At 43.2% G+C, this 18660-nt stretch carries 15 protein-coding genes and 2 pseudogenes; 4 read left to right on the top strand and 13 right to left on the bottom strand.

Annotated features, from left to right (window positions below):
• Positions 1–11: 11 nt before the first annotated feature.
• The 8 genes and pseudogenes from proC to psaK form a co-directional block, all read right to left on the bottom strand.
• Positions 12–830: a pyrroline-5-carboxylate reductase gene (gene proC / locus NSTCB13_RS32800; RefSeq protein ID WP_445631740.1), complete on the bottom strand. Its 819-nt coding sequence runs from the start codon at positions 828–830 to the stop codon at positions 12–14.
• 106 nt (positions 831–936) lie between these two features.
• Entirely contained in the window at positions 937–1542 is a 606-nt protein-coding gene (locus NSTCB13_RS32795; protein WP_322659462.1) for a cell division protein SepF, read from the bottom strand.
• Between the two features lie 367 nt (positions 1543–1909).
• Entirely contained in the window at positions 1910–2578 is a 669-nt protein-coding gene (locus NSTCB13_RS32790) for a YggS family pyridoxal phosphate-dependent enzyme (protein WP_445631739.1), read from the bottom strand.
• Positions 2575–2853 carry a transcriptional coactivator PipX gene (pipX, locus tag NSTCB13_RS32785; protein ID WP_069068710.1) on the bottom strand — a complete coding sequence of 93 codons (279 nt, stop codon included), beginning with the start codon at positions 2851–2853 and terminating at the stop codon, positions 2575–2577. Before pipX ends, NSTCB13_RS32790 begins: the two co-directional genes overlap by 4 nt.
• 837 nt (positions 2854–3690) lie before the next feature.
• Positions 3691–4608 (bottom strand): energy-coupling factor transporter transmembrane component T family protein, encoded by a 918-nt coding sequence (locus NSTCB13_RS32780; RefSeq protein ID WP_448275198.1) that lies wholly within the window; start codon positions 4606–4608, stop codon positions 3691–3693.
• A 147-nt stretch (positions 4609–4755) separates the two neighbouring features.
• A complete protein-coding gene (gene der, locus NSTCB13_RS32775; protein WP_445631737.1) occupies positions 4756–6114 on the bottom strand; it encodes a ribosome biogenesis GTPase Der in 1359 nt (452 codons plus the stop codon).
• A gap of 393 nt (positions 6115–6507) precedes the next feature.
• A pseudogene (locus NSTCB13_RS32770) lies at positions 6508–7705 on the bottom strand (site-2 protease family protein).
• 343 nt (positions 7706–8048) lie between these two features.
• Positions 8049–8303: a photosystem I reaction center subunit PsaK gene (psaK, locus tag NSTCB13_RS32765; protein ID WP_322693754.1), complete on the bottom strand. Its 255-nt coding sequence runs from the start codon at positions 8301–8303 to the stop codon at positions 8049–8051.
• Positions 8304–8413: 110 nt separating this feature from the next.
• On the opposite strand from psaK, the gene NSTCB13_RS32760 reads away from it, so the two are divergent.
• Positions 8414–9058, top strand: coding sequence for a phosphoribosylanthranilate isomerase (locus NSTCB13_RS32760; protein ID WP_445631735.1), 645 nt, complete (start codon positions 8414–8416; stop codon positions 9056–9058).
• An 85-nt stretch (positions 9059–9143) separates the two neighbouring features.
• On the opposite strand, the gene folE is transcribed toward NSTCB13_RS32760, so the two are convergent.
• The 5 genes and pseudogenes from folE to NSTCB13_RS32735 form a co-directional block, all read right to left on the bottom strand.
• Positions 9144–9851 carry a GTP cyclohydrolase I FolE gene (folE, locus tag NSTCB13_RS32755; protein WP_448267035.1) on the bottom strand — a complete coding sequence of 236 codons (708 nt, stop codon included), beginning with the start codon at positions 9849–9851 and terminating at the stop codon, positions 9144–9146.
• Positions 9852–9956: 105 nt separating this feature from the next.
• Complete coding sequence (locus tag NSTCB13_RS32750) at positions 9957–10682, bottom strand: SDR family oxidoreductase (protein WP_445631733.1); 726 nt, start codon at positions 10680–10682, stop codon at positions 9957–9959.
• Between the two features lie 362 nt (positions 10683–11044).
• Positions 11045–12025, bottom strand: a complete 981-nt coding sequence (locus tag NSTCB13_RS32745; protein ID WP_094349744.1) for an acetyl-CoA carboxylase carboxyltransferase subunit alpha — start codon at positions 12023–12025, stop codon at positions 11045–11047.
• A gap of 157 nt (positions 12026–12182) precedes the next feature.
• Positions 12183–13202: a long-chain acyl-[acyl-carrier-protein] reductase gene (locus NSTCB13_RS32740; RefSeq protein ID WP_445632111.1), complete on the bottom strand. Its 1020-nt coding sequence runs from the start codon at positions 13200–13202 to the stop codon at positions 12183–12185.
• A gap of 152 nt (positions 13203–13354) precedes the next feature.
• A pseudogene (locus tag NSTCB13_RS32735) lies at positions 13355–14054 on the bottom strand (aldehyde oxygenase (deformylating)).
• Positions 14055–14235: 181 nt separating this feature from the next.
• Between NSTCB13_RS32735 and NSTCB13_RS32730 the strand changes: the two are divergent.
• The 3 genes from NSTCB13_RS32730 (at position 14236) to NSTCB13_RS32720 (ending at position 18226) form a co-directional block, all read left to right on the top strand.
• A complete protein-coding gene (locus NSTCB13_RS32730; RefSeq protein ID WP_448275196.1) occupies positions 14236–15063 on the top strand; it encodes a carbohydrate ABC transporter permease in 828 nt (275 codons plus the stop codon).
• 205 nt (positions 15064–15268) lie between these two features.
• A complete protein-coding gene (locus NSTCB13_RS32725) occupies positions 15269–15595 on the top strand; it encodes a hypothetical protein (protein WP_445631730.1) in 327 nt (108 codons plus the stop codon).
• Between the two features lie 210 nt (positions 15596–15805).
• Entirely contained in the window at positions 15806–18226 is a 2421-nt protein-coding gene (locus NSTCB13_RS32720; protein WP_448275194.1) for a two-partner secretion domain-containing protein, read from the top strand.
• The last annotated feature ends 434 nt before the right edge of the window (positions 18227–18660 follow it).

Raw genomic sequence — 18660 nt, 5'->3', positions numbered from 1 at the left:
ATGACTCTTATTTATTTTCCCAGTTCTTGCGATCGCTCTGTGGCAGCTTTGACTGCTTCAATTAAAGCGGAACGAAATCCTGCCTGTTCTAGCTTGGCAATCCCCGCAATGGTTGTACCGCCGGGACTGGTAACGCGATCTTTGAGTTCTGCTGGGTGTATTTTGGTTTCCTGCAACAGTTTTGCTGTTCCCAGTACGGTTTGCAAGGCTAGTTGATTAGCAATTACTCTAGGTAAACCTGCGGCTACTCCGCCATCTGCAAGTGCTTCTACCATGAGCGCCACGTAAGCGGGGCCGCTACCAGATAGCCCTGTAACTGCATCCATCAGCCCTTCTGAAACTTCCACCACTTCACCCACAGCAGAAAAAATTTGCTGTGCTATTTGGTGATGCAAGGCATTAGTATATGCACCTGAACAAATCGCGGTAACTCCTGCTCCCACAGTGGCCGGGGTGTTGGGCATTGCTCTAATCACTGGCAATTGCACAAATGCAGCTTCTAGCTGACTTAAGGGCACACCCGCCAAAATAGAAACGATCAGAGGTGAATGTTCTCTATTAAGAATATCAATATCTGCTAATTCTTGAGCGATCGCGCTAAACACCTGCGGTTTTACTGCCAAAAATAGAACTTCTTTTGCTTCGGTGAAAACCTGGCTATTATCTGTCGTCACAGCAACACCGTATTGCTGCTTTAAAAAATCTAGGCGTGAAGATAATGGTTCGCTAACTATGACTTCTGATGATTGATAAATTCCACGCGCGATAAGGCGGGATAAGAGCGCTTCTCCCATTACCCCACCACCAATTAAGCCAAATTTTATAGTCATTAGTCATTAGTCATTGGTCATTAGTCATTAGTCGTTTGTCATTTGTCACCATGAGCAAAACTCAGGACAAATGACAAAGGACAAAGGACTAAATACTAATTTAACTTTATTGTGCCATCCGGTTAGTTTCGTTGCCCCAGGTTTGATTTGGAGTACCTGTTGTCGGACGAGAGGGACGTACTGGTGGTTGTGGTACTTCATGAAGAACGCCACCTTGGGTGCTAACTTGGACACAACTTGGTGTAAACAAAAAGATGCTCTCACCGATGCGCTCTTGATGTCCATCTAGTGCGTAAGTACCACCTGCAACAAAATCTACTGCTCGTTGAGCTTGATCTGGGTCCATGATTGTCAGATTTAATACCACTGACTTGCGTTCGCGCAACGCTTGAATTGCCTGGGGCATTTCTTCAAAGGTGCGTGGTTCGAGTACTAAAACTTCCGAAATTCCGTTAATTGCTCCTGGCATACCAATCACATTCCCCATTGGCTTTGAACCTGCTGTCATATCATCTCCCATTGTAGGCACTGGTTCCCGCCAGCGTCGATTTTGAGCGGCTGGACTCTCTTGTGGTGCTGGCTGGGGATTTTCTTGCTGATACAGATTTTGGTAATTATTATTATCTGTTTCTGGTTCTTCTTCGTAATACTCGTATTCTACTTGCTCATTTAGACCCACAAAGTCTCTGAGTTTGGAAAAAATGTTGTTCATTGTGTGTGTACTCTCCTGGTGCGAATAGCCTGCATTGCCTTGGCTGAGGATTGATTGAGCTAGGAGCAATCGCTACATCGGTGGATACTTCAGCAACTGTATTCCTAGTTGTAGCCTATACTACGGGTTTTGGCGATGAACTGACACTTATTGGAAAGGTCTGTGCATCGCCTAAACACAATAATGAGTAAAGATTATATCCTAAGGTTTATCCGAAGGAGACTTCTTTATACCCCATTTTCTTTTGGCGATTGCTCTTGTCAATACTATATCCTTTGTTTCCGATTGCACCAGTCTGTTACAAAATTCTTGTCATCAAATCTTTAGCTTCTATTAATACCCAAGAGTAAGACTGATGATTAATCGGCTAATAGCGATCGCCAAACAATATGGTTCCTAATCGTACCATCGTTGCGCCTGCTTGCACCGCCAGTTCGTAGTCGCCTGACATACCCATAGATAGGTGCTGCATTTTAATATGCGACCAGTTTTGCTCCTGGATTTCTTTGGCTAGCTGACGATTGCGATTAAACACACTGAGAATTTCAGAATCATTTAATCCTGAAGGCGGAATTGTCATCAAACCTTGAATTTGTAAATTTTTGTAAGAATTGAGTGTGGGTAAATCAGCCAAAAGTGCTGGCACACTCCAACCAGACTTGTTGGGATCGGGGAGAATTTTCACTTGCAGGCAAACCTGGGGACTCACTCCTAGCTGTTGCGCCAATTGGTCTAAGCGCTGTGCCAGCTTCAAATTATCTACGGAGTGAATCCAAGGAAAATGCTCGATGGCTTTTTTGGCTTTATTGCTTTGCAAATGTCCAATAAAGTGCCAGGTAATATCCGGTAAGTCTTGCAACTCGGCTTGTTTGCTGGCAGCTTCTTGGATACGACTTTCCCCGAAATCACGAATTCCTGCGTTGTATGCAGACCGAATGGCCTGGACAGAAACTTGCTTGCTAACAGCAATCAATTTGACTGAAGTTGGCAGTGAGGAACGAATGGAAAGAATACGTTCGGAAATCGAACTGTTCATTGGAAGGTGCGCTGGAAAACACTCTGAAGCTGATCGTACTCCTGAGAATGCCCACTGCGCCGCAGAGTACGTAAGCGATTTTCCAACATCATCCTCGCCTCAGTACGTCCTAGAGACTGGAATTTAACACCTTTAACGTCATTCGCCACCAAAAAAAATAAGCGCTGGGCATAAAGTGTGGTGAACAAATCCTGGTTCTCATCAACCATACAGATTTTGTAGAGTAAACCCCAAGTTGGATGGTTTATGTAAGTTTCTGCGTTTTCTGGATTCATTTAAGAGTCAAGGTGTAGTCAAGGTGGAAGTATATATATCTTTTCGCAGTGAATTCCAAACATTCAGACGTAATACCAACATTCGTCAGAATATTTGGTTAAAATGCGAAGCTGCGGTTACGAAGACCTCGATCTAGTTCCTAATGGGCAGATGAAGCTAGTGGTAGTGAAGCGCAATGGTACAACAGAAGCCGCGAAGCATAGATTCAAAGAGTAGAGGCTGTTTGACAAATATCACCATCTGCTTTGGTGACTTCAATTTAGCAATCTGTAGGGACAAGGCACAAAATATTGCCGCTCCTCTGGTTGAAAGTTCGACGTGAGAAGGAAAAACACCCTTTGAAGTTCCCAACGGCAACGGCGAATTTTTCAACTTCTTTCCATACTGCCACAACTGTCGCCCAATGGCACAAAATTAGGTACTGGAAAGAAAACTACTATTTATGCAAAAGGTTTATTAACTATCCAGTATTTTCAGTGGGGGAATTTGTGCCTGAACATTGTGCAGAGATTCATAAGGGTACTCGGTCAAAAATCTTCAGATTAGTTTGTAGTGTTCGCGTAACGCTGGTTAATATCAAAAATCTACAGGAAATGCTAGGGGATCAATTTTATGGCTGGGTAGCTATTCAAATTACCCTACCATATTGTTACCTATAGCTCAATACTGTTTGGTTAAAGCAAGGACGCGATGAATCGCTGTCTCTACAATAATTAGTCTTTGGTAGAGAGGGCGATTTAATGTTTTACTTCTGACGCCTTGGCGGAGCGTCTCCGGCTTTGCTCCTAAATTCTGAATTCTGCTGTATTACCTCTTACCATTTTTTCGGTGCAAAATTACGCTTGAGTTCCGATAGCTAGCCGTATTCCCCAGAATAAGATTAAAGTTGCGATCGCCAGCCAGTCACGCCCTTTTAATCGTAAATCGTGCCACTGGACTCGATGCTCATTGGGACTAGTAAAACCCCGCACCATCATGGCATTTGCCATTTGGTCGGCTCGTAAGAGCAGATTTTCCAAAAGTCTCTCTGCAACTGTCATCCAAACCTTGAATGCTCCTTTTAATCCCAGCTTTTTCCAATTAATTGCCCTTGTCATCACGGAGCGAAATAAATTTTGCACTTCTTCCAAAACCAAGGGAATGAAGCGCAAAGACAAGGTTAAAGTTAAAGCAATTTCTGTGACAGGCAACTTGAAGCGTCGCAAGGGTTGCATTAAGCTTTCTATACCAGATGTGATTTCTTCTGGTGCGGTTGTCAGCAGATAGAGGTTGGTGCTGTAAATAACCGTAAATATAAGTGTACTCAAGCGTACTGCCAAACTCAAGGAGTAGCGAGTTACTTTAACCGGGCCTTTGTGAAATAGCACGTAGCTGTAAGCTTTTTTCTCGGCTGCTGGCTCTTGAATATTATTAGAGTTTGCTTGCTGGGTTAAGATTTGTTCGTTAGCTGGCAAACGTGACTGATAATCTATACCCAGACCATCAGGACTAATGGCTGCGATCGCTAGCACAAAAAACGATAGCATTAATAGCCAACCCATTTGCTGTTGCCATACGCGTCGAGGAATTTTGGCAATCAAGGTGGCAATAATCAAAATTACCACCAGCAGCACCCGCCAATTGTTGTTGGCTAACACATAACTAGTTAAAAAGCTCATCAACCAAGCGAACTTGACTCGCGGATCGATTTTATGCAGCCAAGTTTGGGGTTGTTCTAAATAAAGTCCAAGTGGCAGCGATCGCAATAAATCCATGTTTTGTCATTGGTCATTAGTCATTAGTCATTAGTCATTAGGCAAAAAACAAATGACTAATCATAAGTGAAAATTATTATACGTGATTTACTTGATTAACATTAGTCATTATGCAAAGGACAAATGACTAATGACAAGTGACAATCATTACACGCGAGTTGCTCTATTAACACCACTTTCGGCATCACGGACTTTCTTGCTCCGCCACAGTAAAATAATTGGCGTGCCTTTAAATCCTAGCTGTTGACGAAATTGCCGTTCAATGTAGCGGCGGTAGTTGTCGTTGAAGCGTTTCGAGTCGTTGACAAATAGGGCGATCGTTGGTGGTTGGCTGCTGACTTGTGTACCATAATAAATCTTCCCTTGACGCCCACCACGGGATGCCGGCGGTGAATGCCAACTCACAGCATCTGTTAAGACTTCGTTAATAACTGATGTGCTGACACGGCGTTTGTGTGATTCAGCTGCCGTTTTCACCAATTCTAAAATCTTTTCTACTCGTTGTCCTGATAAGGCACTCACAAAAATTGTTTCTGCCCATTCGGTAAAATGTAACCGTGATTGCAGAGTTTTTTCGTAGTCGTAGATTGTGTAAGAGTCTTTTTCGACAGCATCCCACTTATTAACGACGATGATGCAAGCTCGACCATCTTCGATAATCCGCCCAGCTAATTTTTGGTCTTGCTCGGTAACTCCATCTACGGCATCGATTACTAATAAAACCACGTCAGCGCGACGAATAGCTTTGAAAGCACGGTTAATACTAAAAAATTCTGTGCCGTATTCGATGTGTTTCTTTTTACGAATGCCGGCGGTATCAATCAAGCGGTAGGTTTGTCCGGCTCGTTCAATGACAGTATCAATAGCATCGCGAGTTGTGCCGGAAATGGGGCTGACAATTGCCCTTTGTTCCCCGACAAAAGCATTGAGTAAGCTCGATTTGCCCACATTTGGGCGTCCTACAATTGCTACTTTGATTTCATTCGTTTCTGGAATGTCTTCAATAGCAGGGATGTGATTAACTAACTCGTCGAGTAATTCTCCTGTACCACTGCCATGAATCGCGGAGATGGGGTAAGGCTCGCCCAATCCCAATTCCCAAAATTCGGCAGCTTGCATTAAGCCTTGTTCTGGCGATTCACATTTATTTACAGCTAGTAGTACAGGTACCGGTTGTTGGCGCATCCATTCGGCGATTTCTAAATCTGCCGATGTGGGGCCTGTTTTACCATCGACGACAAAAATAGCGGCACACGCTTCTGTAAGGGCTGTCATTGCCTGTTGGCGAATCAGTGGTAAAAATTCGGTATCATCATTAAAAACTAAACCACCAGTGTCTACCACTAAAAATTCGCGACCATTCCAGAAAGCTGGAAGATAAGTACGATCGCGTGTCACTCCCGGTTCATCATGGACAATCGCCGTTTGTTCCCCGGCGAGTCGATTAACCAGGGTGGATTTGCCCACATTTGGGCGTCCGATAATTGCAACAATTGGCAGTGCCATAAAACCAGGGTAAGTGAGAGACGTAGTATATCACGTACTTACATTTTACTCACTTTAAACTTGAAGTTTTAATAATTTCCCATCATCTGAGGCGATGTCTACGATGCAATAGGGTTCGGGTTTTGGGGTAAAGGGGAAAGGGGAAAGGGGAAATTCAAACCTTTTTCCTTTACACCTTCCCTTTTCCCAAACCACAAGGGAGGTGAAGAATTCTTATCTGAACCGTATTGGTCTACGATGGGCTGTTTGGTAATGCCATACTTTGAAAAATAAAAAAGGTAGGAGGATGTCCTACCTTTTACCCAAAAAAAGCATTTTGTAACCAAATACCAAATTAAATATCACACACGCTTTTGACGTATCTATTGCAAACCTATGACGAGTGTATGACGTTTAATTTGTAGCTGATTTCGCGATTACTCCCAGTTGCAACCCAGGCGGATAGCTACCTTCTTCCTTGATGCGCTTAATTTCAGCATCGGTTATCTGCAAATTTAACTTTTGTACGAGCGATCGCACAATATCTCCCCGATCGATTACACCAGCTACAGCACCAGCCGGAGAAAGGACAGTAATTCTCGGTAACTGCTCATTTTCTAGCTTGTTAATTACCTCAGCGATCGCTGTGGATTCTGTTACGGTAGGTATTTCTGTCAGTGGATGCACTATGCTGTGTAAAGTTTCAGTTTCCCATTCACTCCTTTGGGTTAAACGGAAATCGTCAATGGAAACTAGACCCCGGTAACGTCCATCAGAAGCGGCAAAATAAACTTGTGAGGGATTGGTTTCTAAGAGGTATAAATCGGCAAAGGAACGCAATGTTTGGTCGGCATCAATTACCCGAAAGTCACGAGTCATCGCATCGGCAGCCACCACCTTGAGTAGGCTTTCTTGCAATGTAGTCATGTTGTCATAGGTGTTAGCGTTGCGGACAGCAAACCAACCTAACAGCGCAATCCACAAACCAAGTACTAACTCTTTGGTGACGAAATCTACAACAAATCCGAAAGCGATCGCAGCATAACCCAATATTTGCCCAGCCCTTGCAGCCCAGTGTACGGCTTGAAAACGATTACCTGTAATTTGCCATAGTGCTGCTTTTAACACTTGCCCTCCATCTAGGGGTAAGCCGGGAATCAAGTTAAATAGAGCTACTACTAAGTTAATTCTCGCTAAATCTCCAACCATGACACTGAGGGGATTAGTATCAGGGATCGCAAAAGCTGCCAGACGGAGCAGGACAAATAGGATGATACTCACCAAAGGGCCAGCGATCGCAACTTGAAAGGCTTTAAAAGGAGTTTTAGATTCTTCTTCAATGGCAGCAATTCCGCCAAACATAAATAGGGTAATTGAATTAACTCTAATGCCTTGCGATCGGGCTACCAAGCTATGACCCCAACTCATGCAATAGCACCGAAGCAAATAGCAGTAGTGCCATAACTATTCCAGCACTCCAAGCTATAACAGGCCCCCATTCCTGGTAAGCTACCCCAAAATTCAGGGTTGCCAACCCTAAAATCACAAACCATAACGGGTCTAAAAACAGGGGAATTCCAAATAATGACCCAATTCTCCAATTTGTTTGCATTACACTGCCCTAAAACTAGATATCGCCAGTACTTTTTATACCGAAATCCTATGCATATTCGTATACACATTTATATTGAGCATCAATTCGGTAGTAACAAGTGACGAAATGCTCTTATTTCTAGAATAGACAATTAATGCCTGTGGGCAAAACTTTGGAATTGAAAATTGGGCATGAGGTTAGGGTAAAAGTGAGAGGTAACAGGTGACAGGGAATAATTAATCTATACCCTTTTCCCTGTAACCTATTCCCTTTTTCACTCCCTACTCCCCCTGCCCAAAATCATTTTTAGCAGTTTTGCATTGATAGCGGGGTTACAAGTAACACCTCTGCGATCGCAAAACTATAGACGACCGATGTTAGTCAATCCTAAAACGATGCCAACGCCAATAATATGACCAAAAGCCATCGCTGCAACGAATGTTGGAATACTAACGGGCAGGATGGGGAACTTGGGGCCTACTAAAGGTTTTTCAATCCTCGTACTTAGCAAAAGAACTACTAAGCTACTAATGCTGATGATGATGCCCACTGTAGGATTCCACGCAGGTGTTGCGGGAACAGTTTCAGCTGCTGCTAATAAAATAGATGAAATCAAGCTTTTGTCTCCTAAAATGTAGACCTACAAGATTATAAAATTACCAAGGCACAAAAGTTTTTCAGATAATTTAGAATTTGTTGATATTATTTTAAATTTGTTAAATTTTTATGCGCGTTAAGATTTGCGGCATTACTCAACCACAGCAATCTATAGCGATCGCCTCTCTAGGCGCAACGGCACTAGGATTTATTTGTGTGCCAAACTCACCTCGTTATGTGACTACATCCCAAATTCGGGCAGCAGTGGCAGAACTCCCGGCAAATATTGACACAATTGGGGTTTTTGCCAATCTTAGTATCGCTGAAATCAGTCAGATAGTTGCTGATTCTGGATTGACTGGTGTGCAGTTGCACGGAGATGAATCACCAAATTTTTGCTACCAATTACGTCAAGCTTTACCCAATGTCGAAATTATTAAAGCACTGAGAATTCGCAGTCTTGAGCATCTTGACACAGCGGTTGATTACACCAAATTTGTAGATACTTTGCTACTTGACGCCTACCATCCGCAACAACTAGGTGGTACAGGCAAAACTTTAGATTGGACGATGCTAGAGCAATTTAGCCCTAGTTGTCCTTGGCTTTTAGCAGGAGGATTAACAGCCGATAATATTGTGGAAGCCCTAAATCAGGTTAATCCTAGCGGCGTTGATTTATCTAGTGGTGTAGAACGGACACCAGGAGATAAGGATTTAGACAAAGTAGCACTGCTATTTCACAGTCTAAAGAACATTGAGTTACTTAGAAGTTAGGAGTTATCGGTTGTGAATTAACTCCTAACTCCTAACTCCTAACTCCTAACTCCTAACTCCTAACTCCTAACTCCTAACTCAGCACTTAAAAAAATGCTGGTTGGTGGCGAATCAAGTTAAAAAATTCTTCACGGGTTTTTTGCTCCTCTTGAAACACACCAATCATTGCGCTAGTAACAGTCCAAGAACCTGGTTTCTGAACGCCCCGCATTACCATGCACATGTGGCTAGCTTCCATAACTACAGCAACGCCTTGAGGTTGAAGAATCGTCTGAATTGCTTCAGCAATTTGGCGGGTTAGTCTCTCTTGTACTTGTAAGCGACGGGAATACATCTCAACAATCCGGGCCAGCTTACTCAGTCCAACAACTTTTTGGTTGGGGATATAAGCAACATGTGCTCTACCCATAAATGGCAGCATATGATGTTCGCACAGACTAAAGAAGTTAATATCTCTAACAAGTACCATCTCGCTATGCCCTTCATCAAAGATGGCATCGTTAACGAGTTCTTCAAGAGATTGGTTGTAGCCACTGGTAAGAAACCGCATTGCTTCGGCTACTCGTTTGGGTGTTTTCAGGAGTCCTTCGCGTTCGGGATCTTCACCAACTCCCAATATTAGTGTCCGCACGGCATCCTTCATTTCCTCCAGATGTTCCTCTTTTGGCGGGGACACATCCGCTTGTCGCCCGTTGTGGGTGTTGCGATCGGGTCTAGGAGTTATGGCTTCTGCCAAATCGGGAATCAGAGGCGATTGAGAGCAATTGGAACCGTTGGAACTAGCAATAGTCATGATTCAGTCTTGGTTATGGTTTAGTCATTAGTCATTAGTCATTAGTCATTAGTCATTGGTCATTTGCAAAAGACAAAGGACAAAGGACAAAGGACGAAGGACTAATTAGAGTGCGCCAGCGCTGGGCATCAGAGTCAATTCATCAATCACTGCCTGTTGTGGTAACAGAACTGTGTTGAGAATTGATTGAGCCACAATTTCCGGGGTTAACATTTTAGAACGGTCTAAGTTGACATGGACTGTTTCTGTATCCCAAAGTTCGGTATTGACTGCGCCAGGACAAATAGCTGTGACACGAATGCCGTGAATGCGTTCTTCTTGTGCCAGGGTTTGAGAGAGGGCTATCAAACCAGCTTTGCTGACGCTGTATGCTCCCCAACCGGGAAAGGGTTGCTTGGCGGCAATTGAGGCGACGTTGATAATTGTGCCTGTGCCCCGATCGCGCATTGAAGGTAAAATCCCCACAATGCACTGAAACACACTGGTGAGATTCAAGTCAATTACCTGCTGCCAGCCCTCTAGGGGGATTTCGCTTAAAGCGCCTGTATAAGCGATGCCAGCATTGTTTACCAGAATGTTTAGATCACCAAAGTCAAGGGCGATCGCTTGGATCTTGTCTTTGACTTCCAAAATCCGCGCTAAATCTACAGCGTAAGCTTTCGCTTCCACCCCAGTATGCTCTACGGCTTCTCTTACCGCCTCCAACTTATCCAAAGAACGGCTGACTAAGGCAACATCTATTCCGGCTTTGGCAAAGGCTAAAGCCGTTGCTTTCCCAATTCCACTACTTGCCCCAGTAATCAGGGCGCGTCGTTTTTGCTCAACACTCATGGTGTCTCCCAATTTTTTGACAGTTCCCAAAACCTATTACCACCCCATTATTCACACTTCTCGGTTTGCATAGATTAAAGGAATCTAAAAATCTGATGATTTTCATTAAGCAGATGTTATGATTCAGCACAATAGTAACCATCTTGTGGTTTTTAACAGTAAATACAACAAATTGTTGCCTGGAAAACCACGCGGTACATCGTACATTCAAATTAGATTATTTACATAATACAAAACCCACTCAATCAAATTGAGTAGATTTGCAAAAAATGCAAATGCCTATGGCTAGATTGTTAAAAATCTTTAAGCACATAGGCAATTATAACATTGCTGTTTTGCTAATCTATCATTATAGAGTTGCTTTAGTGGGCAACTTCTGTAAAAACACCAATTTTGCGGAATTTTTCATAGCGCAGTTGGCGGCGTTCTGGAGCAGTTAAACGATTGAGTTCGTCTAAGTTTTCCATCAGCACTTGCTTAAGAGTAGTAGCGGCTTTTAAGGGGTCGGAATGAGCGCCACCAGTGGGTTCAGGCAGTATTTGGTCGATAATTCCCAACTTTTTCAGGTCATGGGAAATAATTTTTAGCGCCACAGCGGCTTGGGGGGCCTTACCAGCGTCTTTCCACAAAATTGCGGCGCAGGCTTCGGGAGTGGCGACGGTATAAACGGAGTGTTCAAACATGAGTAAGCGATCGCCTACACCAATACCGAGTGCGCCACCAGAACCACCTTCACCGATAACTGTGCAGATAATTGGCACATCCAAGCAGAACATTTCCCGCAAGTTGTAAGCGATCGCTTCTCCTTGACCTTGGTGTTCTGCTTCTACCCCAGACCAAGCTCCTGGTGTGTCGATAAAGGTTAGTATCGGCATACTAAACTTGTTGGCGTGTTCCATCAACCGCATAGCTTTGCGATAGCCGCCAGGGTAAGGCATTCCAAAGTTACGGGCAATATTGTCTTTGGTATCGCGGCCTTTTTGATGACCCAACATTACCACAGGTTGTCCACTCAGACGACCAACACCACCAACTAAAGCCGGATCGTCACCACCACAGCGATCGCCATGCAATTCCATCCATTCATCACTAATTGCCTGAATGTAATCGAGAGTACTAGGGCGACGCGGATGACGAGCGACTTGTAATCGCTGGGACGGGGATAGACTAGTGAAAATTTCCTCACGTAGTTGCATGGCGCGTGCTTCTAGTTGACGAATTTGACCAGAAACATCGACGCCATTTTCTTCTGCAAGTTGCCGAATTTGATCGATTCGGGTTGCAAGTTCTGCTAGGGGCTTTTCAAAATCTAACAGTAGCGGTTTACGCTCGGTAGTTGCCATCGTAGGGGTTACAAGTTACGAGTTATAGGTTTTTTAGAGTGAGGAGTGAGGAGTTAGGAGTGATGAGTGAGGAGTTAGCTATTAGAAGGAGTGTATTGATAAAAGTTCTTAACTCTTAAACTTTTAACTCCTAACTTTTAACTTCTAACTCTTACAGTTAAACCAGCAGCGGTCTAAATCCATGTTTCACTGATACCTTACCAATCTGCTCCATTTTGTCTACGGTAATCTGATTCCGTCCCCACGAAAAGTTCGTGTATAACTTCTCAAATTCCAACAGCATTGATTCGGCAAAACAAGCAAACAACTGGCGGGCTGGCACGTCCATATTGACGATTTTCATAATTTTCCAGTCAATATCTAGGGAATGCTCGACAATCCCACCATTTAACACATATACACCAGGATGCTGAACTTTTGTTGCTAAGTTTTTCGGATAGCCACCATCAATCAATAAACAGGGTTGTTTCAAAGTGGCTGGGTCGATTTCCACGCCTTTGGGCATACTCGCAACCCAAACTACAATATCAGCTTCAGGTAGTGCTTCTGTCAAACCCATGATTTTTCCTCGCCCCAGTTCGCCTTGCAGTTCTTTGAGGCGTTCTTGGTCGCGGGCAATCAACAGAAGTTCTTTGACATCTGTTTTCGCATCTAGCCAGCGGGTAACTGCACTACCAATATCTCCAGTTGCCCCACATATAGCAACAGTCGCTTTTGACAGATCGATTCCCAATTGTTTTGAGGCTTCTTCCACCTGCTTACAAATAATGTATGCAGTATGTGTGTTTCCTGTAGTGAACCGTTCAAACTCTAGTTTAATGTTGCGGACTTGGCTAAATTGGTCTAACTTAAAGTTTTCAAAAATAATCGAGGAAAATCCGCCTAAAGCTGTAATGTTAATGCCATGCTTTTGTGCATGAGCCATCGCGTTGAGGACTTTGCGTGTTGCGGCTTTGATGCGGCGACTAGCCAGCATCTCCGGCAAAAAGCAAGATTCTACATATCGTCCTTCAATTTTTTGCCCAGTTATACTGGTGACAATAATGGTATCGACAATTTGCGGTGGGGCGCTGCACCAAAAGTCTAGCCCTTGATCGGCATATTCTGGGTATCCCAATTCTTGAGCCACCGCTTGAGCGTGTTCTAAACTAGTCAGATGTCCAATTAGACCAAACATGTAGTGATTATTAGGCTTATGCGTCTTGAGGGCGGGGAAATTTTGTAGAGTTAGGAGTTCTGAGTTCTGAGTTCTGAGTTCTGAATTTCATCGACTCAGCACTCAGCACTCTTGTACAGACGCGATTAATCGCGTCTCTACTCAGGACTTTTTTAAGCAGCGATAAGTCCGTAGGCTGACAAGCGCATGATGTCGCGAGTCGTGAAGCCTATGTTACTTAATGCTTCACCGTATTGAATCATAAAGTCTTCAACTAAAGCATCTTTTTCCATTGCCATTGTCTGGGCATCACCCTCTACTTGGTTGAGCATTTTCCAGACGATGGGTAGGTTCTGGCGATTTGCTAGTTCAAGTTCAGCTTTGGATTCTGTAAAGTGTTCTTTCAACCAAACTTCTCCAAAGTTGAGGTGGCTATACTCATCTTTTACTACTCCCTCCGTGATTTTGCGGGCAAAAGCGTCGGCAACAGGGATGTAAATGTTATATGCTGCGATCGCAAAACATTCGATAATCAAAGATTGAATCAACAGACAAGTGACGACCTTCCCGGGACGCTGCTGCTGTTTGGAAATTTTGGTGTAGTCCAGAGAAAAATTCTTTGGCAAATTGCAAATCTGGGGTAACTTCCAAATTCCGCCCACAAGCTTCAAATCCTTTCTTGTGTCGGCTTTCCATTTTGGAGAGGCGAATCAATTCATCATGAGATTCTGGCAGCAGTTGGGCTAATGTGATGTAATTTTCATGGGCTTCTTGTTCCCCTTCAATCACGATCGCATTAATCCGGCTATAAGCATCTTTGTATGTTTCGCTCTTGAAATCTAATTCTTTAAATTGGTCTGCAAGCTGCTGCATAGTTATCTTTACTCCTGTAAACCTGAGTTATTTGACACCAAGTATTGATTTTCCCTATGAACTAAGAGTAACAATTACTGTGGTTTAATTTAACTTAACAAGTAGACTATGTTTATAGATTAATTGTTGCTGGGGGCAATGTTCTAGTACTAGCGAAATAAATGCTTTGCAGTTTAAGTTTATGTTCAAATCAAACCCGAATCTGAAATCTAGCGATTTTTTGAGCCTAGTAATCTTACTGCTAGGGGCATTTATCGTTCTACTACCATTGTTTGTGGTCTTTCTCACCTCCTTTGCACCGACATCCACCAGCCCAGAAAATTTGTTCAAAAATAACTGGTCTTTAGCAAATTACCGCGTTGCGTGGCAACAAGGAAAATTTTTGCTCGCGTTTGCTAATTCTACCTTGGTAGCGATCGCTGTGACGGCGTTTCAGATTGTCACTTCTGCTTTGGCTGGTTACGCCCTAGCACGATTAAAGTTTCGGGGACGCCAAGCACTGCTATTAGTCGTTTTAGCAACTTTAGTGATTCCCTTTCAGTTATTGGTGATTCCCATCTTTTTGGTGTTGAAGTGGGGACACCTGATAAATACATACTGGGCGCTGATTTTACCCACTGCGGTTAGCGGATATGGGATTTTCTTATTACGTCAGTATTTCCAGACAATTCCTGTAGAGTTAGAGGAAGCCGCAGCGATAGATGGGGCGAACCGACTGCAAATTTTGTGGCAGGTGATGTTACCTTTAGCTCGTCCGGCCTTGCTAACGCTGTTTTTGTTCACCTTCATCGGTGAGTGGAATGATTTATTTAAGCCTTTAGTATTTACGACAAGACCAGAATTAAGGACAGTGCAACTAGCGTTGGCTGAGTTTCAGGAGCAATTTACGAATAATTGGCCCTTGATGATGGCAGCAGTGACAATAGCCACAATTCCAGTGATGGTATTATTTCTCATCGGTCAGCGTCAATTTCTTCAAGGTATTGCTGCGACAGGGATTAAGAATTAGTGGGGAAGGCGGTAAGTGGAAGCCCGATTTTAGTTACTAGACGAGATGCCCACTCGACAATAAATAATTTGAATTGGTATTAGTTAAAAATAGCTGTAAATAAAATCCCGTAGGTAAATTATGAACTTTTGTGACACTGACCGTAATCATTGCTAACTAAACTGAAGCAATAATTATCCACCTCCCGTCAGGAACGAAAACACTCATGAGTTCTCAACAAGTTATAGATCCTCAAATATTACAGCAGTTACAAGAAGAGATTCAGCAGAAAATGAATGAAAGCCTAGAAAACGCTGACTTACATTCAGTGCTTGAAAAGTACGGCTTATTAGAATATAGAGTCTTGAGAATTCATTGGCAGTGTAATCTCGATCCCAATCAACTCAAATCCGATGATGCAGTTGATGAACAGCAACCCAATACATTATTGGCAGAAACTTCAAGACCTTCAATACCAGAAATTGTGTTAGTCAAAAAAGCATTGTGTATCCCTTGCCCATCAACTGGTAGCCCTTTAGGCTGTAACTGCTAAATAATTTAATCTTCGGACTGCAAAGAGTTTATTCTAGTGAATGTAAAAATACTAAACTTTGATTTTATGTAGTATTAAAGTTACAGAGATAACATCAACGTACTAACATCACTACTTAGCAAAAAGCAGTATTTTAATAAACTCTGATGTTTTGAGCGCCAGTTTTTCATGTCTCAAAAACGAAGCAGTTGCCACTGGAAGTTAAAAATAGTGAGTACTTTAGTAATTGCTAAAGTGCTCATTTTTGCTGAGAGTTTTGCTCTAGCTCAGATTCAAAAAGATGCCACACTTGGATCTGAAAGTTCAATCATTACACCAAAGCTCATCGATGGTCAGCCTATAGACCAGATTGATGGTGGAGCAGTTCGTGGTACAACCTTGCTCCACAGCTTTGAACAGTTTTCTATCTCTGCGGGAAGGACAGCCTATTTCAACAATGCAATCAATATTCAGAACATCATCAGTCGGGTGACAGGCAATTCTGTTTCTAATATAGATGGCATTCTCAAAGCTAACGGCACAGCCAACGTATTTCTGATTAATCCAAACGGCATTGTTTTTGGGCCCAATGCTTCTTTAAATATTGGCGGTTCATTTGTGGCGAGTACGGCGAGTAGTTTGAACTTTGCTGATGGTACAAAGTTTAGTGCGACATCACCTGAAACTACACCTCTACTCACAGAAAGTGTTCCTATAGGTTTACAATTCGGAACAAATGCGGCGCCCATCCGCAATCAATCCCAAGCAAGTCCCAATAATGCAATTAATACCTTCGGACAAGGTGTTGGTCTACAAGTGCAGCAAGGCAAAACCTTAGCACTGATCGGTGGTGATATAACGCTAGAGGGCGGAAATTTAACGGCAAGTGGGGGAAGAATTGAGTTAGGAAGCGTTGCTGGCAATAGTTTAGTTGGTCTGAATTCAACAAATCAGGGTTGGGCATTAGGATATGAGGGTGTTCAAAATTTTCAGAACATCAAACTCACCCAGCAAAGTGAGATTCCATCTACTGTAGATACCAGTGGCAAAGGTGGCGGTAATATTCACCTGCAAGGACAGCGAGTACTGGTAACTGACGGTTCGCAAATTTTGGCTCTGACTCTGGGAGCGCAACCAGGGGGAAATTTAACAGTGAACGCTTCCGAGTCTGTAGAACTTGGACTAAATGCGTTCTTGTCTACTGGAACTCTCGACACTGGAAACTCTGGAGATATAAATATCACTACCAGAAAGCTGATTGTCAAAGATGGAGCGCAAGTCTTAATGTTCAATCTTGGTTCGGGATTGGCCGGACAATTGACCATCAACGCCTCAGATTCCGTAGAACTAATTGCAGGCATCCCCATTTCTCCTTTGCCAGATGGTAGTGATTTAATATCCAGTGGATTATTTAGTGCAACTTATGGCGCTCCAAATGCTGGCAACATAACAATTAATACTGGAAAGTTACGTATCGAGGCAGGGGCAGCAATATCAACAAGTTCTGAGGGTATACTTGGGCGTTTTTCTAACCAATTTATACCAGCTACAGGCAATGGAGGAGATTTGACAGTGAACGCCTCCAAGTCCGTAGAATTAATCGGAACCTCAGCAAATGGTTCTAAGCTCAGTAGCTTGTTTGCTGGCACTCAAGGGCCTGGAAATGGCGGCAACTTGACCCTAACTACAGAGAAATTAACGATCAAAGATGGGGCGGCAATCACTGTGAGCAGTGAAGCTCGAAAAAATGTTAACTATCAAGGGGGTGTACCCAATTTCGGTCTAGCAGGCGAACTCAATATAAACGCTCGTTCCATCCTGCTGGATAAAGGAAAACTCACATCTAATAGTGAGTCAGGTAAGGGCGGTGACATTGGGGTACAGGTGCGGGATTTATTACTGATGCGTCGCAACAGTAAAATCTCTACTAATGCCGGAGGTGATAAAACTGGCGGTAATATCACTATCAATGCACCTAATGGCTTTCTCGTCGCCACTCCTTTCGGAAATAGCGATATTACCGCTAACGCCAACTTTGGCTCTGGTGGTAAAATTGCGATCGCCGTTAAAAATACCTTTGGATTTGTGCCACGTACCCGTGCAGAGGTGGAGATATTTGATCCCAAAAATATAAACCCGAATAACGTACCAACAAGTGACATCACGGCATTTTCTCAGCAAAATCCTTCATTAAGTGGCACTGTACAAATCAATTCACCAGATGCTGACCCTAGTAAAGGATTAGTGCAACTACCTGTAAATCTGGTTGATGCTTCGCAGCAAATTGTTGCTAGTTGTAGTTCTGGTGGAAGAATAGGAAGAAGTTCGTTTTTTACAACAGGGCGTGGAGGAATACAAGCCGATCCCACAGAGCCATTGATAGCTGATGATGCAGTGCTAGCAGATTGGATCGCGCTCCCTCCAGAGATTCAGAATCGTGCTGGCGGTATTCAGAAAAGAGCCGTTATTCAGGCGCAGGGAAACACAGAAGAAAAATCACAGAAGGTTAATTCTGTCAATGAGTCTACTCAAATTGTAGAAGCCCAAGGCTGGGTAATGGATGCCAATGGAAACGTGGTTCTGGTTGCTCAAGTACCCACTGCATCGCCTCATAACTCCTCGCTGGTTGCTACATCTTGCGGTGCTAATTAAAGATTGAGATTCTCATAACTTTTGTTGGTGCGTCGGCGTAGACACCGCTTCGTTGCAATGAACTTTATATGAGCGATCGCTTTTTTTACTCAATCAGTGCGTTGGCGTAGACCTTCGTAGACATCGCTGTTTTGCAATCAACTTTATATGAGCGATCGCCTTAATAAAGCTTCTAAGTTTATCCAAACCGTCAGAGAGTGTGAGACTTGAGAAGATATCAATTACTCAATTCTCTTGAGCGGTCAACGGTCAGTAGCCAGATTTATGAATGCTTTAAGCAAATCCGGCAGAAATATATGAAGTTTTGTAACATCATGCGTAATTATAACTAGTCAAGTTGAATTCATAATTATCAGAGTTAACAAGAGCGTTAGAAACTTAATGCTTTTGTACCACTCTAGACTTTGTATTATTAATTTATTCGTTGCCAAACT

The sequence above is a fragment of the Nostoc sp. DSM 114160 genome (assembly GCF_053470305.1).
This window is presented reverse-complemented; position numbering and strand designations above follow the sequence as displayed.

Excerpts from the sequence above, each read along its gene's own strand:
- proC (WP_445631740.1), bottom strand. The coding sequence starts at position 830 with ATGACTATAAAATTTGGCTTAATTGGTGGTGGGGTAATGGGAGAAGCG.
- NSTCB13_RS32795 (WP_322659462.1), bottom strand. The coding sequence starts at position 1,542 with ATGAACAACATTTTTTCCAAACTCAGAGACTTTGTGGGTCTAAATGAG.
- NSTCB13_RS32790 (WP_445631739.1), bottom strand. The coding sequence starts at position 2,578 with ATGAACAGTTCGATTTCCGAACGTATTCTTTCCATTCGTTCCTCACTG.
- pipX (WP_069068710.1), bottom strand. The coding sequence starts at position 2,853 with ATGAATCCAGAAAACGCAGAAACTTACATAAACCATCCAACTTGGGGT.
- NSTCB13_RS32780 (WP_448275198.1), bottom strand. The coding sequence starts at position 4,608 with ATGGATTTATTGCGATCGCTGCCACTTGGACTTTATTTAGAACAACCC.
- der (WP_445631737.1), bottom strand. The coding sequence starts at position 6,114 with ATGGCACTGCCAATTGTTGCAATTATCGGACGCCCAAATGTGGGCAAA.
- NSTCB13_RS32760 (WP_445631735.1), top strand. The coding sequence starts at position 8,414 with ATGCGCGTTAAGATTTGCGGCATTACTCAACCACAGCAATCTATAGCG.
- folE (WP_448267035.1), bottom strand. The coding sequence starts at position 9,851 with ATGACTATTGCTAGTTCCAACGGTTCCAATTGCTCTCAATCGCCTCTG.
- NSTCB13_RS32750 (WP_445631733.1), bottom strand. The coding sequence starts at position 10,682 with ATGAGTGTTGAGCAAAAACGACGCGCCCTGATTACTGGGGCAAGTAGT.
- NSTCB13_RS32745 (WP_094349744.1), bottom strand. The coding sequence starts at position 12,025 with ATGGCAACTACCGAGCGTAAACCGCTACTGTTAGATTTTGAAAAGCCC.
- NSTCB13_RS32740 (WP_445632111.1), bottom strand. The coding sequence starts at position 13,202 with ATGTTTGGTCTAATTGGACATCTGACTAGTTTAGAACACGCTCAAGCG.
- NSTCB13_RS32730 (WP_448275196.1), top strand. The coding sequence starts at position 14,236 with ATGTTCAAATCAAACCCGAATCTGAAATCTAGCGATTTTTTGAGCCTA.
- NSTCB13_RS32725 (WP_445631730.1), top strand. The coding sequence starts at position 15,269 with ATGAGTTCTCAACAAGTTATAGATCCTCAAATATTACAGCAGTTACAA.